The following is a 15,959-nucleotide window of genomic DNA, read 5'->3' as shown; positions in this document are numbered from 1 at the left end:
ACTGGTGCCTCAATGTTGTCTGCGAACGGCGCGCGCGGTGCTCATATATCCACGATATCAAGCTCAGCCACAAAGGTCGCTCCGCTGCTTCCGTCGAAGGTATACGTACCGTTCAGTTGGTTGACGACGCCCCGGACCAAGCGACTTCCCATACCCTGTTTTATGGTCTGTGAATCAAAGCCGATGCCGTTGTCCTTGACGGTAAGCCGGGCTCGCCGTCCCCCAGTAGCCTTGAGCGCGATGGAAACCATGCCAGTGCGGCCATCCGCAAAGGCATATTTGAGGGTGTTGGTCAGGAGTTCGTTCGTCAGCAGGGCGAGGGGGGTGGCATTGTCGGCCGAGACGGCGATATCGTCGATGTCATAGTCCACCGTCACGGGTGCGCCATAGGCGTTGATCAGTTTCTCCACCACGGATGTCATCAGGTCCCGCGCGCGCAGACGTGAAAATTCGTCATGCCGATAGATCTGCTCATGCACGGCGACCATGGAGGAGATGCGATCGGTCAGCGATTGTTGAACGTCCGAGGGCAGGCGCTGAAGCTGCACGATGCTCTGGACGGCCTGCAGGTTGTTCTTGACGCGGTGATGGATCTCGCGAAGGAGCAGCTGATTGTCCGCGAGCGCATTGCGGAGCAGTTGCGATTGCGCGGCATCGCGTTGCCGCAGATGGCGGATCCACTGGCCGGCGGCAAGAAGGCTGATGCTGGCCAGGATCAGCACTGAAATCGCCACGGTCACATCTCGCCAGAAGCGTTGGATGCCGAAATCGTAGTCGGCCGAAGCGAGTGCGATCAGCCCTGTGTCCTCGACTGTTCTGTAAGCGACGATGCGGTGGGCGCTATCGACGGGCGAAATGGCGTCATAGGTGCCGGCCTCCGCTTTGGGTAAGTAATCCGTGAAAAGCACGTATTTGCTCATATCGAGCGGCCCCTCGGCGAGCGGATAGCGGGCGACCAACTGGCCATCAGAGCGGACGAAGCTGACAGTGGAGTTCGGGCCGAGATCGACGGCCTCCCAGACATCGGCAAGGACTTTGGCTTCGAAAGAAACCACTGCGGCGCCGGCGAAGCGGCCATTCCGCTCCAGCCTGCGGCTGAAGGCGAAAATCTGCTCGCCGTTGAGGCGGCTCATCAGGAGGCTTGAAATATGCCGCTTGGCACCCTTTGCCAGATCCGAAAAATAGGGTCGGTCAACGATGCTGATCGGCTTCACCATGGGATCGGTCGAATAGAGGGTGAGACCGTTATCGTCGACCACGTACGCCTTCACCTGGCCGGGCAAGTCTGCGGCGGCCTCCGCGATGTTGCGCACCTCGGTCGATGCCGGCGGCACGATGTCCTCGCCAAGCGTCTCGTCGATGCGCCGAAGGGCCTGACGTGCCAGGGAGTCGAGCAGCGAAACGTTGCTTGCGACAATCTTGGAGGCCGCAATGGCCCGTTCCTCGGTACGGCGGACCGCGTCCCGATAACTCGTGTTGAGCCACAGGCCGAGCATGAAGAGCAGCGAAATGAACATCGCAATGATGATCATCGCTGCCGCCCTTGCCAACGTAAATTGGATGTTCAGCCCGCGCAGTACTGCTATCCCCTAGTGTGTCCCCCGGCCTTAACCAGAAGGCTAAGGGATGTCCCGGTTTTTCGTCAAGCCGGACAAGGCGGATCGTCTCTCTGCGAGCCGCCGGAAGCCCTTGGTTGTGGACGCGAATTGCTTCTTAAATGCCTTGAATTTTCGTCCGATGCCGAAACGCTTGCAGCCAGCAAACGGGCGCGCTAGGCGATAGTGTGGTAACAATGCCGGAAACCCGCTCGTGCAGCGCAGGGCGTGGACGGACATCGCGCGAGGATGCCGATCGTGCAGTTCATGTTTGGAGACTACCTGCTCGACCAACCGCGCCGGGAGCTCACCCGGTGTGGCGAGGTCGTGGCTGTCGGGCCGCAGGTTTTCGATCTCCTGCTGTATCTCGTCAAGAACCGCGACTGCGTCGTCAGCAAGGATGATCTGCTTGAGGCGGTTTGGGGTGGGCGGATCGTCTCTGAATCGACTATTGCCAGCCATATTAATGCGGTGCGCAAGGCAATCGGCGACAGCGGCGAGGCGCAACGCCTCATTCGCACCGTTGCCCGTAAGGGGTTCTGTTTTGTCGGCGACATTTCCATCCGTATGCCAAGCCCCGTGGAAACGCCTGCCGTGGAAATCGTGGAACCGGTCCCCGCTCTTGCCGTGCCCAGCAAGCCCTCCATCACGGTGCTGCCGTTTCACAACCTCAGCGGCGATCCGGAGCAGGACTATTTCGCCGACGGCGTGGTCGAGGACATCATCACAGCACTATCCCGTCTGCGGTGGCTTTTCGTCATCGCCCGCAATTCGAGCTTCACCTACAAGGGACAGGCCGTCGATGTGAAAGAGGTCGGCCGCGCGCTCGGCGTGCGCTATGTTTTGGAGGGGAGCCTGCGCAAGGCGGGCGACAAGGTGCGCATCACCGGACAGCTGATCGAGGCCTCGACAGGCGCGCATCTCTGGGCCGAACGTTTCGAGGGTACACTCGGTAACCTCTTCGAACTTCAGGACAAGATCGCCGAAAGCGTCGTCGGCGCGATCTCGCCGCAACTCGAACGGGCCGAGATCGAGCGCGCCAAGCGCAAGCCTACGGAGAGCCTCGACGCCTACGACTATTATCTGCGCGGCATGGCCCGGCTGCACAATGGCACGCGCGACGCCATCGAGGAGGCTTTGCCCCTGTTCCATCAGGCAATCGAACGCGATCCGGAATTCGCGTCTGCCTATAGCGGTGCGGCATGGTGCCATTTTTGGCGTAAGCTGAACGGTTGGATGGGCAATCCGGCCGCGGAGAATGCCGAAGGCATACGTTTGGCGCGGCTGGCAGTGGAATTCGGACGCGACGATGCGGTGGCGCTGACGCGCGCGGGCCATGCACTCGGCCACCTCGCCGGCGATCTCGACGGCGGCATCGCAATCATCGACAAGGCGCGGCTGCTCAATCCCAATTTCGCCCCTGCCTGGTTCCTCGGCGCCTTCCTGCGCATTTTCCGCGGCGAAACGGAACAGGCGATGGAGGATCTCGCTCATGCCGTCCGGTTGAGCCCGCTCGATCCGGAGATGTTTCGCATGCAGGCTGGCATCGCACTCGCGCATTTCTGCGCCGGCCGCTTCGACGCGGCTGCGGCCACTGCGGAAAAGGCCTTGGGGAACCTGCCCGACCTCTTGATTGCCCTTACCCTCCTGGCGGCAAGCCATGCGCTCGCGGGGCGCTCGATGGAGGCGCAGCAGGCAATGCGGCGCCTGCGCCACTTGCAGCCTGCTGCCCGCCTCTCCAACCTTAAGGATTGGCTGCCGATCCATCGCTCGGAAGACCTTCTGCGCATGACAGAGGGTTTGCGTCTGGCGGGCTTGCCCGAATGACCACGGCGGCAAGAATGAAGGGAACTGGCAACCGGCGTCGTGGCCGTGCCAAAAGGTCATGCTCACTCCTTTCCAAGGGATAACGGGCGAAGAGCTCACTGAACCCACCAAAGCGTCTTCGCTCCATCGGAGCCGTCACCGATTTTTGCCCGGTCTCCAAACACGACCCGCATCCTTGGACGAATAACCAAGACTTCTTCAAGAGGAATTCAAGCGCGCGCCAAGGACTTCGAGGCGGCCGGCAGGCACTCTTTGTTTACGTCGACGGCAATCCAGCGGTCGGAACATGTGGAGAGATGCCATGAAGATCGTTGTGATCGGAGGCAGTGGCCTCATCGGATCGAAGCTCGTCAAGGCCCTTGTCGAACGAGGCCATGAGGCACTTGCCGCCTCGCCCAGCACGGGCGTCAATACCATCACCCGCAAGGGGCTCGCCGAAGCGCTCGATGGCGCAGACGTCGTCATCGACGTGGCGAACGCGCCAGTTTGGGAAGACGCGGCCGTGCTCAACTTTTTCGAGACCTCGGGGCGCAACCTTCTCGCCGCAGAGGCTGCCGCCGGCGTTCGCCACCACGTCGCCCTGTCGATTGTCGGCAGCGAACGGCTGCCCGGCAACGGCTATTTCCGGGCGAAGGTCGCGCAGGAAAACCTGATCAAGGCCTCCGGCATCGCCTACACCATCCTGCGCGCCACGCAATTCTTCGAGTTCGTTGGCGGTATTGCGCAGTCCATCGCCGACGGCGAGGAAATCCGCGTGTCGCCAGCGCTGTTCCAGCCCATCGCATCTGACGACGTTGTCGATACGCTCGCCGACCTCGCGCTGGCGCCTCCGGTGAACGGCACGATTGAAGTTGCCGGCCCGCAGGCCATCCCGCTTGATGAAGCGGTTCGCGGCTTCGCGCAGGCGACGGGCGACAGACGCAAGGTCATTGCCGATATCCGTGCGCGTTATTTCGGCGCCATTCTCGACGACCGCTCGCTGACGCCAGGCCGGAATCCGCGCCTTGGCACGATCGGTTTTACAGACTGGCTTGGCCAGCAGGCCGGGGGAAACTGAGATGACGGAACAGCTTCAGGAAGAAGGTGCCGCCACGTCAGCGACGAAGTCCGGGAAGGGAAGGAAGATCGCCGGCCTGATGCTGTGCCTTTTGGCTGTGGCAATCGGGGCCGGAGGCTGGGTCTTTGCCCGCTCGGGCGATACGGCATCGACCGACAACGCCTATGTGCGCGGCGACGTCACCTCGCTTGCGCCGAAGATTTCCGGCTATGTCACGCAGGTCGAGGTTAACGACAATCAGACGGTCGCGGCTGGCGACGTGCTGTTTCGGATCGATGACCGCGATTATCGCGCACGGCTGGCGCAGGCGGCGGCCAATGTCGAGGCAGCAGACGCCCGCCTCGCCAATGTCGACGCCGAGGTGCGGCTTCAAGGCATGCTCATTCGGCAGGCTGAGGCCCAGCGTCGGTCGGCCATTGCCGAGTTGGACCTCGCGACCAAGGCGTCCGACCGGCAGCGCGGCCTTATCCTCAGCAATGCCGTCAGCCAGGCGCGCGTCGATGAAAGCGATTCCGCGCGGGCGCGGGCGGAGGCGAACCTTGCTGCGGCTTCCGCACTGGTCGAGGCCCAGCAGCAGCGCACTGTCGTGCTCGCCGCCCAGCGCGAAGCCGCCGTCGCCGCCGTGGCACAGGCCAAGGCCGCGCGAGATCTTGCCGAGATCGACGTCGACAGCACTGTCGTTCGCGCGCCGGTCGGCGGCGTCGTCGGCAACCGCCAGGTGCGCGTCGGTCGGCTCGTTGCGCCCGGCGTCTCGCTGCTCGATATCGTTCCGGTCGCCGACGTCTGGCTGGTGGCGAATTTCAAGGAAACCCAGCTCGAACATATCCGTCCGGGCCAGCGGGTCCGCATCACCGTGGATGGCTATCCCGACGAGACGCTGGAAGGCGTGGTGGACAGTTTCGCGCCGGGTAGCGGCTCGGCCTTCAGTCTGCTTCCCGCTGACAATGCGACCGGAAACTTCGTCCGCGTCGTGCAGCGCGTTCCCGTCAAAATCCGTTTTGCCGGCAATCCGTTGCCCGGCCGCCTGGTACCCGGCCTTTCCGCCCGTGTCGCCGTCGATCTTGGAGACAGGCCATGACCGTCATCCTCGCCGATATGCCGTCCCGCGGCCGGTCGATGGCCGGGCCACTGTTCGTCGGCGGCATCGCGCTGGCCGCGCTGACCGAAGCGATCGCCAGCACTGTCCTGGCACTTGGCCGTGCCGACATGATCGGCGACACCTATGCCACGCCTGACGAATTCGCGTGGCTGGACATCGGCTACACTGCGCTCAAGCTGATCGGCTTCATGGCCGCGGCCGGGCTGATGGACCGCTTCAATCTTCGCAATCTTATCCTCGGCGCGACCCTTGTCATGGGGGGCGCGTGTGCGATCGCTGCCGTCACGGCGCGCCTCGATGTCTTGATCGCCCTCCGGCTCCTGCAGGGTTTTTCCGGCGGCGTTTTGCTGGTGGCGGGCCAGGCGGCGATCTTCCTCGCCCATCCGGCATCCCGCCAACCTGTCCTGCAATGCCTGTTCGCCATCGGCTCCGTCGTTGCCCCCGCGACGATCGCGCCCGCCTTGGAGGGCTGGTTGCTCGACAGCCATTCCTGGACATGGATTTTCTTCTGCGTCGTTCCCGTTGCGCTGGCAGCGACCGGGCTTCTCCTCGCCGCCGAAGATCCGATCACAGCGAAGATGGCACGCCGACCCTTCGACGGGATAGGCTTCGTGCTCCTTGCCATCACACTGTTCTGCCTCACGTATGTTTTCAGCCAGGGCAGTCGCTGGGACTGGTTCGAGGCACCGCATCTCCTGTGGTTGGCGGTGATCGCCGCTGCCGCCTTGGTGACGTTCCTCGGCCGTCAGCTCTTTGCCGCGGAGCGGGGCCTCGTCGATGCAACCCTGTTCGCGTCCGCGGATTTTACATTCGCCTTCATCGTCAGTTTCGTGGCGGGCGCCGCACTTTTTGGCAGCGCTTTCCTGATCCCGTCCTTCGCCGTCTCCGTGCTCGCCTTCACGCCCACCGATGCCGGTCTGCTGCTGCTGCCGAGTGGCGCGCTGTTCGTCGTCGCGCTGCTTATCGCTGCCTTTCTGGTGCAGGTGCGCGGCGTTCCTCCCTTCGCCACCGTGCCCTTCGGCATTCTGATGATCATGGCGGCGATGTGGATGCTGTCAGGGTCGAGCGGCGAGAGCGGCGCGCCGGACATGATGGCAGCGATCCTGCTGCGCGGCTTTGGCCTCGGCTTCCTGTTTCTCTCGATCACCCTGATCGCCTTCAGCAGGCTTGACGGGCGTAATCTTGCCGCCGGGATCGGCCTTTTCAACAGCGGCCGCCAGCTTGGCGGGCTGATGGGCGTTGCCGGGCTCCAGACGCTGATCGACCACGCCACGGTGGCAAACACTGCCGTCATCGGCGCCAATGTCACGGCAGGAACGCCCGCCGTCGTCGAACGGCTGACTGCCACGACGGCCCTGTTCAGCGCGAAGGGTCTCGACGCGGCCGCCGCCGGCCGCGCGGCGACCAGCCTTCTCGGCAGGTCGGTGACCGGCCAGTCGACAGTGATCGCCTTCGACACCGCCTTCGCCGCCGTTGCCCTACTCTTCCTCTTTGCCGCTCCCGTGCTGGTCGCTATCAAGATCACGCTTGCCAAACGCGCCAGAAGGGCACAGCCGAAAGGTGACATCCCGGGCGCGTCGTAGCGCATCAGCCCCATGGAGCTGGCAAGCCGACCAAGCGAGAGTACGGCGAACGCATTCCGAAAAGGTCCGCAACCGGGCCGTTACGCATAAATATGGTTTTCGTGAAGTTTTCGGGAAAGGTCTGAACCGCCTGAATTTTAAGCGGTTCAAGCTGGTCGGAGTGGAGTGATTCGAACACTCGACCCCCACGTCCCGAACAACAAGAATGAGCCCCAAAAGCCTGAGAAACCGGCATTTCTTGCGACCGTTTGTGGCGCGAAAACTCGCCTGAAAACGTCCATTCGTTGCCAATCATTGCCGTAGATACGAACCGGCGACCCCTACGTTAAAAATGGCCGACGGTTCTGACTTCACTCGCCCTTTACGATTTCAGTCGGGATGAGGTTAATGACATAGGCACTCAACGGCCACGACCAGTATCTGGTCGGCGCCGCCGGCTTAGCGTCGCGCCCTCTTCATCAGCACTACCCTTTTGACCACTGTTCACACCAGAAGGAGACCCTTTGCGCATTTTAAGAATGGAACGCGCATCACCCGTTCATGATGCCACCTACAGCACGATAGCCACCTTCGACATCGAGTTGTCGCCGCATGTTCGCGTCTCGGGGATGCGGCTTGTCGAGGCCGCTGACGGCACCCGGCTGTCATATGGGCCGAACGCGGGATCGAAGCGCAGCGTGACCTTTTCCAAGGAGGCCGCGGCCCAGATCACCGAGATCGCTGTTCGTGAACTTGAAAGGGACCGGAAGTCCAATGATCGCATCAAGACAAGCTCCTGAAGACCTTTCTGTTCTCGCGCTGCGCCTCGCCCTCTTCGCCAACGGCTATTCGCCCGTCCTGGCCCGCGGCAAGGTCTCGGACGTCACCGGCTGGCGCACGCCGGTTAAGTCCGAACAGGAAATCAGCGAACTCACCTATGCCAATGCTGCATATGCAAATACCGGGCTGCTGTGCGGCACGCTCGTCGCCGTCGATATAGACGCTCCCGACGCCGAGGCGGCCGAGGATCTGCTCGCCATGGCTGAAATTCTGCCAGGATTCGAGCAGGCGCTGAAACGGGTCGGGAAGGCGCCCAAGATCTGCTTGTTCTTCCGGGCCGCAGAGGCGAGGAAGAAGCGCTCGACCAAAGCTTACATTGTACGCGGGGAGAAGTGCCAAGTTGAGGTGATGGGCGACGGCCAGCAGGTGCTCGGCTTTGGCGTCCATCCCGACACCGGCAAGCCCTATGAGTGGTTGGGCGCATCGCCCCTCGATACGCCATTCGCTGATCTCCCTGAACTCGACGCTGATGCGATCGATGAGTACATCGCACAGGCGGAAGCCTACCTTGCTGCCACCGGGGAGCCGGTGATCAAGCCGCGTGCTGAGCCGACTTACCCCGAGTATCAGCCGACCAAGCAGCGCGCTCCTGCCGGTGACGGCGTCTGGGCGGAGCTAAAGGCACGGGCAATGGCTAACCTTGGGGCATGGGTGCCAGAGCTTGGTCTATCAGGAACGCGCACCTATGAGCAGGGCTACCTCGCCCGCGCGGACTTCCGACCTTCAACCTCCTCAACTGGGAAAACCGGATCGAAGCGCGGTCTCTCGGTGTGCTTCGCGCCGATCGGCATCGTCGACTATGCGGACGGCAACCGCGGCTACAACCCTATCGACATAGCCTCGGTCGCGTTGGGCATCAGTCCCACAGAGGCGGCGGATTGGCTGCGTGCGCGCGTGGGCGATGAGCGTCCGCCGGCCGACCCCCACCAGTACGGCGGCATGATTGCGAAAAGCAGGGCTAAGCACCATCGTCCTGAATCGGCGAGCGCGTCGGAACGCCCCACAAAGGAGCTAGTTGCAGCTAATGACAACAAACGCGAACTGCCGACCACTCCCGCGATGCACCCTGATCCATACAACCCAACGGTAGCGGGCGGGCTCATCGGGGACATCGCGCGCTGGATCACGAGCACGTCCGTCGTGAAGGTCGCAGAACTCTCGCTTGCATCTTCAATCGCGTTGCTGGCCGGCATATTCGGAAGCCGGGCGCTCACTCCGACCGATTCTGGCGTCAACATCTACGCGACCACAATCGTGAAAACCGCCGGCGGCAAGGGCCGCCCACCGAATGCGATACGGGCTCTCGCGGATAAGGCAGTTCCTGGCGCCGTGTCCAATGGTGACCCTACCAGCTACGCCGCGTTCGAGCGCATCCTTCGAAAGAACTCGTCGGTTGTCACCGTGATGGACGAATTTGGACTCACGCTTCAGGGCGTGAACTCGAAAAAACAGGACCCGGCAGCGGCGTCGATCCGGAAGTTTCTTTTGGCGATCTACGATCAAGCGAACTCGAGCTTCGACGGCAAGGCTTATGCCAGCGCCGACACGAAGAAGGACGACAGTCCCATCGAGGGGCCGGCCCTAACGGTGCTCGCCATGACGACTGCCGAGACGCTCTATAAAGGGGTGTCGCGAGAAAGCGTCACGGACGGGTTTCTAAATCGTTTCGTGTTTGTCGAGGCTACGCCCGATCCAGAAGGCATCAAGCCTCCCGACCTGCGGGCGGATAACTCGCCGCCAGCGAGGCTCGTGGCGGACCTGCAGAAGGCGGTAACCAGTTTTCCTGTGGCGGCGCCCGCACCGGGAAAGTCCGCCAAGGTTAAGCACCGCGTGCCGTTCGATGGCGGGATTGATAGCCCGGCCCATAAGGCGTGGAACGAGCTCTTCATGTGGCAGCACAGCCGAGCATGGGACGAGACGGAGAGCAAAATCCGGGGGCGCGCCGCCGAGAACTCGATCCGTCTTGCGACGCTCAGGGCCATCAGCAGAAACCCCTGGAAGCCCCTTGTCACCGTCGAGGACGTTCAATGGGGATGGGCGCTTGTCCACCGGTCAGTTTCGATCATGGATGCAGGGGTCAGAAACATGGCCGGCTCAGATCAGGAGGAGCTTCGCAACGCCATCGTCGAGGCACTGGGGAAGGCGAAGGGAGGCGTGATGTATCGAAGCAGGCTCATGCGCTTGTCGGGTATCAAGCATGCATCAATGCAGGAATACACGGCCGCTATGGCATGGCTTTACGCATCTGGTGCGGTCATCGACATATCCGATGCCGGTGACGGGTCGAAGGTCATGATCAGTTCCCATGAAGCTGATGAATGACGGGAACTTGGGAACTGGTAGGGGCAAAAACGGGCTTTCAGTTCCCAATTGTCCCGTCAGTTCCCAAAATCTGGGAACTGAAAAGCTAAAGGGAAGATATAATAATATCAGTAATATAGATATTATTTTTCATCTACTTTTTAGCTCAGTTCCCAATTTCCCAAAATTCCCGAAAAACGTAATTTCGGGTCCTTTTCCCACCCTTTTCCCTAATACGCGGGAAATCGGGAATTTGGGAACAGCCTATCGGAGGAACGAGTATGCGTAAATTCATCACGCTTTCACCCGACCAGAAGGCGGCAATCGCAAAGGCGAAAGCATGGTTCCTTCACGGCCGGGAATCTCAGCAGGTGTTCCGGCTTTTTGGATACGCCGGCACCGGCAAGTCGACGGTGCAACAGGCTCTACTCGACGAGCTCGGTGTCACGCCGTCTCAGGTCTTGTTCCTTGCTCCGACCGGTAAGGCGGCCGCGGTGCTGATCGGCAAGGGGCACGCCGCCCAGACCATCCATAAGGCCCTCTACACCCAGACTGGAGAGGATGACTCGGTTTTCGAGGCGCTTGAGCGGGAGGCGAATTCGATCAGAGCCAAGTTGGGCTTTCGCGTACTGGAAAACCGTGCGGCCTACGAGCGGCGGCTGGAGGTAGTCGAAGCGCAGATGAATGACAGTTCATCTGCGGCTAAGCCTGAGTTTGCGTTCAAAGGCACAAGGGCGATCGGTTCAGGCGTCAAGATCATCATCGTGGACGAGTGCAGCATGATCAAAAACGACATGTACAGAGACCTGCTCTCCTTGCAACTGCCGCTGCTGCTGGTCGGCGACCCCGGTCAGCTCCCACCTGTCGAGGGACCTAACCCGCCACCGTCGCTGGTGACGGATGTCGATGCCCCTGACGTCATGTTGGAGAAGGTTGTCCGCCAAGAAGGGGATTCCACAATCCTTGAACTGGCGACAATGATTAGGCGCCGTGAGCATTTCGGGTTCGGCGCGGCCGAGGTTGACAACGTCGAGTACGTGGACGGAAGGGGTTGTCGGGGAGATATCAGGAGGATTTTTGACAAGGTCGGGGTCGATCATCCGGAATACTTCGACCAGATCATTTGCGGGAAGAATGAGACCCGATTTGCCATCAACGACTTCATGAAGGAGCGGCACGGCATTCGCAACGCGCTCCCCATCGGTGTGCCGAATGAAAAACTCATCGTCCTCCGCAACATCTTCATCGACGACCACTTCATCGCGAACGGGGCTGAGATCAGCGTCGAGGAGGACCGCAGCCGAGAGGGTGAAATCAAGCCCTATTACCGGGATGATCGAACGATCGACCACCCGGTCACAATCACTCGTCTGGACGGCAGACCGACGCGAATCGAAGGCGCGGCGCTTTGGAAGCTGCCGTTCGACTGTGAGGAAGAATTCAGCGCACGCAAGCGGATCGAGGACATAGCCGCCAAGCCACTCGTGCACGCTCAATGGTCTTGGGCGATCACGGCTCACAAGTCGCAGGGGTCTGAATGGGAGCGGATATGCGTTTTCGACGAAAGCGACGTCTTTCGCGAGCGGCGCTTCCGATGGCTGTATACGGCCGTAACGAGAGCGAGCAAGGAATTGCTCATAATCAAAGTGTGAATGGAGGAACCATCATGACAGCACCATCCACCTATCACCCTGAACTCCAATGTGACGTCCTCGGTATCTCTTACGACTTCGTCACCAAGCTGGGCGTCATCCATATTGATGACGGCGACTGCACCGACATGACCGGCTGCATCACCCTCTTCCGGCGTATCGATCCCCGCGTCATGCAAATCCAGACCATCGCCGGCGGTCGCGATGACACGCGGTACGCCCGACGCCGTGGTGCGAAATGGGTGGCTTACCAGAACTAGGAGTCAATCATGATCAGAACCCGAATCCAGAACATCGGAGGCGCATTCCCCGGCAGGGGAGCAGCTCCCGCCATGACGAGACCCCTTCATCTTCCTCGTGACGAGAGGGCCAAGTTCGACCGACTGAACCATCCGGATGCGTGGCCGGTCGTGAAGGTCGCTCCGGTTAAGCAGTCGGGCGACGACGAAAGGCTTACCGAATGACTTGGTCGGCCGACGAGTTGCGGCTCACTCGAACGCAGGCCGCATTCATGAACAGCGGGGACATCTCAGTTCATGAGAAGATCAATCAGCGGACGGAGACGATCCTGGAGTCGCGCAGGATGTTCATGTGGAAGAGGCGCCAAGATGGAACTTACCACCTTGGGCTTTCACCCAAAGGGCAAGCTGCACTGGAACGCTACAATGGCAGGAGGACATAATATGGAACGCACGATCGAACAGCGCCGCGCCGAGCTGGACCAGTGGCGTGAAAGTGCGCCGCAAGATGATGAGGCACTCTTCGCAGGCGATCAGAATGGCAAGAAACGCAGGCACAAGGATCTGGCCCAGCTGGCTTCGTTGATGGCGTTCTACCGGCGGCCGGACGGCGTGAAGGAGGGCGGGGGGGCAGACACCGAACCAGCGCTCAAAAGCAACTGGAGCCTGGCGCCTGCCAACGACAACCGCGGACCTGGGGAGGGGGCCGGGACCGAACAAGCGGTTGAGTACATCCCGTCGCCAGATGCAATCGAAGCGTCGCTTACCAACGTCAAGATGAGCTACCGCTCTGAACCGATGGTACTCGGGGGCGGGCTACCTGAGTGGATGCGAGCGCAGGATGAAGACCAGGCAAGAATGCGCGAGGTTCACGGCGTCATCACCGGCGGCGATGTGGATTACGGTTACTTCGTTGACGCCTACATCGACGAGAACGGCGAAAAGCAGGTGAAGCATCATCGTACTATTGTCCGTATCGGTCGCTTGCGCTTCAGCGACGGTTCACAGACAGAACCGGGATTCAAGATCTCCGAGGGACGGGTGATTGCCGTTAATCTCCGAATGCCTGTCGGTGCCATGCTCAGGACACGCGAAAAGGCGGCGCGGGACAAAGGGTCTCTTCCGGATCCGGTCGAGACTGCGCGGACGAATGCCTATTTTTCCGAGAAGCGTACAAAGAAGAAGATCGGCGGCCTGTTCCAGGCGCAACGCCCGAATAAGGTTCGAAGTAAGCCTCGTTCGCAGAAGCGGCTGACGCTCACGAAAGCCGAGGAGCGGCAGATGCTGGCAGACGCCTATGCGAACACGCCTGTGCTGCCGGAGGTCAAGAGATATCCCGATGGCTTCCCGGCCGGCCCGCGCAATCTTGCTCACCTCTGGCCAGGACTTGTGAAGGTGGCCACGGGGGACAGCGGCTCTCAAGCATGGGAGGGGCTAGCTTCCGGACTGGAGGCGCGCAATGTCTGGCACGTCACCCTGCAGAACATGAAGGACGAGCATATCGAAACACTGACCAAGGCAATGTCCGCCAAAAGCCTACAAGAACTAGGGCACCTCAAGGGCTACAAGGGCAAGTACGCCATTGAGGCGGGAAGGCGGATTCTTGTTGCAGCCAATGATAATTTCCTCCTTGCGAAGGAAATTGCGTCCGCGGCGTAGTTTTTCGCCGGCATAGTCTGACTTTTTGCCAGTCTCGTACCCCTTTAAGAATGAAGGGGTACGAATGCCCCACCCGTGGCCATGCTGCACCTCGTTGCAGCCGCTGAGCCTCGGGTCACTATCGGCAGTTGGGGGAGGAAGGCATGGCGAGGATGCGATGGGACGCGGCGCGTCGGCGCGACTTGGTGCGATCCAATCCCCGTGAATACTACTTGCCAGAGCACGTAGCGCCCCGGAAGAAAAAAGCGCTTCCGACACACAGTCCTGATCTGGTCGTCCCGACCAAGTCTTACAGCGGGATTGGCGTCTCCTATGTCGCGATCGGTGAGAGGGTGATCGACGTTGGGCTCGCGAACCCGCTAGGTCCCGATCCGGATTTCGTTGTTCGAAATATGGGCGAGGCGCTGGAACTGATCGATACAGTTCGAGCTGGTATTGCCGGGTCGATGACCGCCTAACTATCCCACCTTGCGCCACGAGCTATAGAGCCGCGACGTAAGGGGCGAAAGCCGCAGCTTGCTGTAGGTTTTCGCGGAATCAGAGGAGAAGATGATGAAGACGACTACTATTGCGCCACGAACCCCGATCGAGACACTCGTTCAGCGCAGCATCGAGGTAGGTATTATCTACCGTGGCGGCGTCAAGATCGTCTAACCATCGAGACGGAGGCGCTGGGGCTAATCAGTTACCCATGGCCGTCTCGTCCATATCAGCGGGCGCATTGCGCCTTGCCCACGAAGATGCTGCGAGCCGGTGACGGTTGCGCTTATGGCTATCAGCCGCAGGCAAGCGCGGACGCCGACTATCGATGCACGTTGACTTGCGCGTGCATCCATCTTCGTGACTTCTTTCGTGGTGCCGTAGGGCGCAGTGCCCCGCGACCGGTTAAACGCCATGATGGCGGCCACAGCGGTTATGTGCGTAGCCCCGCTTCAGAAAATCGCGCAATTCAACCGGTGGCGCGGTTGCCTTCATTCCCATCCCCTGGCGCCTCCTCTCTCCTCGGCGACAGGTGATCGTGCGGCTGCTCCCCTGCGATGCGGGGTTGAGCGGCCGCTTTTGTTTACGTGTTGTGGTGTAACGGCAAAGCACGGCGGCCACTGGCAGGCTGGACCTGGTTCGATTCCAGGCAACACGTTTCTTTCTTCAAGGCCCACAGCCTTCGGCCGGCAATCCCGCCTGATGAACGGAAACTGCCGGCATTCATGCCTGCGCTATATGCGCTCTCCCGGCACCGGGCGTTCGTGGTGCGCTTTTCTGCGGGGTGGAGCAGCCCGGTAGCTCGTCAGGCTCATAACCTGAAGGCCGCAGGTTCAAATCCTGCCCCCGCAACCAGTTTGCCGTGATGGACTAATCGGTCAAGTCAGCCCCTAGGGGTGGATGCGGGTTCGAAGCCTGGCTCGCGGCATTTTCACACTTTGAGGGCCGCACACATGGTCATCCTCATCACCGTCCAAGGCAATGGCCTTGCCTTGCTGGAGGAAGCCACGCGCAGCCTTGGCAGCGAAGCCAAGGCCAGACGAGCCTTCACCCGTGCCATCAACCGCACTGGCCAGACGGTAGGCAACGAGGCGGGCAGGGCTCTTGCCGATCAGACGGGCCTGCCTCGCAGGACGGGCATCAAGGCGGTGAGGCGAGAGGTAGAGCAGGCGACGCCGTCCACCCTCGCATACGTTGTGCATGGCCAAGGCGGCAATATCTCGTTGCGCTACTTCAGTCCGCGCGAGACGCGCCGAGGCGTGCAGGCCAAGCCGTGGAATTCTCCACGAGTTATTCTCGGTACTTTTATGAAAGCCGGATGGTGGCCGAAGCGTGTCGTCAAACCAAATTGGAATGGCCAGGTCTTTTCCAGAGTCGGTGATGGCCACAGCTATAACGCCGTGAAGAGCAATCCGCTCGTCAGGGCGGGGATCATCAAGCGGCGGCGTGAGGGCACCAAGTTCCAGAAAGAACGCTCAGGTCTATTCATTCCCGTGGAGATGGTGCAGGGCGCAACCGCTGCTGCCTGGCTCCAGGGTGCGAAGCGACTTCAACCGCGTATCGAACATGAGATCAGGGTCATATCGAAGGGCATCGTCTCCTAGTGTGGCAGATGTGCCACACCACCCCTCCCTCGGTCGGGTCCTCC

General features: G+C 61.0%; 13 protein-coding genes and 2 tRNA genes. 14 read left to right on the top strand and 1 reads right to left on the bottom strand.

What is annotated here, in order from left to right; all coding sequences use genetic code 11:
• Positions 1 to 41 precede the first annotated feature (41 nt).
• Positions 42 to 1,532, bottom strand: coding sequence for a sensor histidine kinase (locus AC1Q6Z_RS21085; protein ID WP_492649157.1), 1,491 nt, complete (start codon positions 1,530 to 1,532; stop codon positions 42 to 44).
• Between the two features lie 321 nt (positions 1,533 to 1,853).
• Between AC1Q6Z_RS21085 and AC1Q6Z_RS21080 the strand changes: the two genes are divergently transcribed.
• From AC1Q6Z_RS21080 to AC1Q6Z_RS21015, 14 genes are all read left to right on the top strand, one after another.
• Positions 1,854 to 3,422, top strand: a complete 1,569-nt coding sequence (locus AC1Q6Z_RS21080; protein ID WP_492649156.1) for a winged helix-turn-helix domain-containing tetratricopeptide repeat protein — start codon at positions 1,854 to 1,856, stop codon at positions 3,420 to 3,422.
• Between the two features lie 301 nt (positions 3,423 to 3,723).
• Entirely contained in the window at positions 3,724 to 4,479 is a 756-nt protein-coding gene (locus AC1Q6Z_RS21075; RefSeq protein WP_492649155.1) for an SDR family oxidoreductase, read from the top strand.
• 1 nt (position 4,480) lies between these two features.
• The gene (locus AC1Q6Z_RS21070) at positions 4,481 to 5,557 is read left to right on the top strand and encodes an HlyD family secretion protein (RefSeq protein ID WP_492649154.1); all 1,077 of its coding nucleotides are present in this window, start codon (positions 4,481 to 4,483) and stop codon (positions 5,555 to 5,557) included.
• A complete protein-coding gene (locus AC1Q6Z_RS21065) occupies positions 5,554 to 7,161 on the top strand; it encodes an MFS transporter (protein WP_492649153.1) in 1,608 nt (535 codons plus the stop codon). Before AC1Q6Z_RS21070 ends, AC1Q6Z_RS21065 begins: the two co-directional genes overlap by 4 nt.
• Positions 7,162 to 7,679: 518 nt before the next feature.
• Positions 7,680 to 7,940 carry a hypothetical protein gene (locus AC1Q6Z_RS21060; protein ID WP_492649152.1) on the top strand — a complete coding sequence of 87 codons (261 nt, stop codon included), beginning with the start codon at positions 7,680 to 7,682 and terminating at the stop codon, positions 7,938 to 7,940.
• Positions 7,915 to 10,302 (top strand): bifunctional DNA primase/polymerase, encoded by a 2,388-nt coding sequence (locus AC1Q6Z_RS21055; protein WP_492649151.1) that lies wholly within the window; start codon positions 7,915 to 7,917, stop codon positions 10,300 to 10,302. Before AC1Q6Z_RS21060 ends, AC1Q6Z_RS21055 begins: the two co-directional genes overlap by 26 nt.
• 260 nt (positions 10,303 to 10,562) lie before the next feature.
• Positions 10,563 to 11,933, top strand: coding sequence for an ATP-dependent DNA helicase (locus AC1Q6Z_RS21050; protein WP_492649150.1), 1,371 nt, complete (start codon positions 10,563 to 10,565; stop codon positions 11,931 to 11,933).
• Positions 11,934 to 11,947: 14 nt separating this feature from the next.
• Positions 11,948 to 12,193, top strand: a complete 246-nt coding sequence (locus tag AC1Q6Z_RS21045; protein ID WP_492649149.1) for a hypothetical protein — start codon at positions 11,948 to 11,950, stop codon at positions 12,191 to 12,193.
• A gap of 72 nt (positions 12,194 to 12,265) precedes the next feature.
• Entirely contained in the window at positions 12,266 to 12,397 is a 132-nt protein-coding gene (locus AC1Q6Z_RS21040) for a hypothetical protein (protein WP_492649148.1), read from the top strand.
• 219 nt (positions 12,398 to 12,616) lie between these two features.
• Positions 12,617 to 13,831, top strand: a complete 1,215-nt coding sequence (locus AC1Q6Z_RS21035; RefSeq protein WP_492649147.1) for a hypothetical protein — start codon at positions 12,617 to 12,619, stop codon at positions 13,829 to 13,831.
• Positions 13,832 to 13,974: 143 nt separating this feature from the next.
• Positions 13,975 to 14,289 (top strand): hypothetical protein, encoded by a 315-nt coding sequence (locus AC1Q6Z_RS21030; protein ID WP_492649146.1) that lies wholly within the window; start codon positions 13,975 to 13,977, stop codon positions 14,287 to 14,289.
• 800 nt (positions 14,290 to 15,089) lie between these two features.
• Positions 15,090 to 15,166: transfer RNA gene (locus AC1Q6Z_RS21025), tRNA-Met, on the top strand.
• 4 nt (positions 15,167 to 15,170) lie between these two features.
• A tRNA-OTHER gene (locus tag AC1Q6Z_RS21020) sits at positions 15,171 to 15,239 on the top strand.
• 25 nt (positions 15,240 to 15,264) lie between these two features.
• Positions 15,265 to 15,915, top strand: a complete 651-nt coding sequence (locus AC1Q6Z_RS21015; RefSeq protein WP_492649145.1) for a hypothetical protein — start codon at positions 15,265 to 15,267, stop codon at positions 15,913 to 15,915.
• Positions 15,916 to 15,959 lie beyond the last annotated feature (44 nt).

The sequence above is a fragment of the Shinella sp. GW835-FHT14H05 genome (assembly GCF_058793575.1).
Note: the sequence above shows the minus strand (reverse complement) of the source record. Positions and strands in the feature narration are given on the sequence as shown.

Bases quoted from the DNA above. Each gene is read 5' to 3' on its own strand.
- AC1Q6Z_RS21085 (WP_492649157.1), bottom strand. From the start codon at position 1,532: ATGATCATCATTGCGATGTTCATTTCGCTGCTCTTCATGCTCGGCCTG.
- AC1Q6Z_RS21075 (WP_492649155.1), top strand. From the start codon at position 3,724: ATGAAGATCGTTGTGATCGGAGGCAGTGGCCTCATCGGATCGAAGCTC.
- AC1Q6Z_RS21070 (WP_492649154.1), top strand. From the start codon at position 4,481: ATGACGGAACAGCTTCAGGAAGAAGGTGCCGCCACGTCAGCGACGAAG.
- AC1Q6Z_RS21065 (WP_492649153.1), top strand. From the start codon at position 5,554: ATGACCGTCATCCTCGCCGATATGCCGTCCCGCGGCCGGTCGATGGCC.
- AC1Q6Z_RS21060 (WP_492649152.1), top strand. From the start codon at position 7,680: ATGGAACGCGCATCACCCGTTCATGATGCCACCTACAGCACGATAGCC.
- AC1Q6Z_RS21055 (WP_492649151.1), top strand. From the start codon at position 7,915: ATGATCGCATCAAGACAAGCTCCTGAAGACCTTTCTGTTCTCGCGCTG.
- AC1Q6Z_RS21050 (WP_492649150.1), top strand. From the start codon at position 10,563: ATGCGTAAATTCATCACGCTTTCACCCGACCAGAAGGCGGCAATCGCA.
- AC1Q6Z_RS21045 (WP_492649149.1), top strand. From the start codon at position 11,948: ATGACAGCACCATCCACCTATCACCCTGAACTCCAATGTGACGTCCTC.
- AC1Q6Z_RS21040 (WP_492649148.1), top strand. From the start codon at position 12,266: ATGACGAGACCCCTTCATCTTCCTCGTGACGAGAGGGCCAAGTTCGAC.
- AC1Q6Z_RS21035 (WP_492649147.1), top strand. From the start codon at position 12,617: ATGGAACGCACGATCGAACAGCGCCGCGCCGAGCTGGACCAGTGGCGT.
- AC1Q6Z_RS21030 (WP_492649146.1), top strand. From the start codon at position 13,975: ATGGCGAGGATGCGATGGGACGCGGCGCGTCGGCGCGACTTGGTGCGA.
- AC1Q6Z_RS21015 (WP_492649145.1), top strand. From the start codon at position 15,265: ATGGTCATCCTCATCACCGTCCAAGGCAATGGCCTTGCCTTGCTGGAG.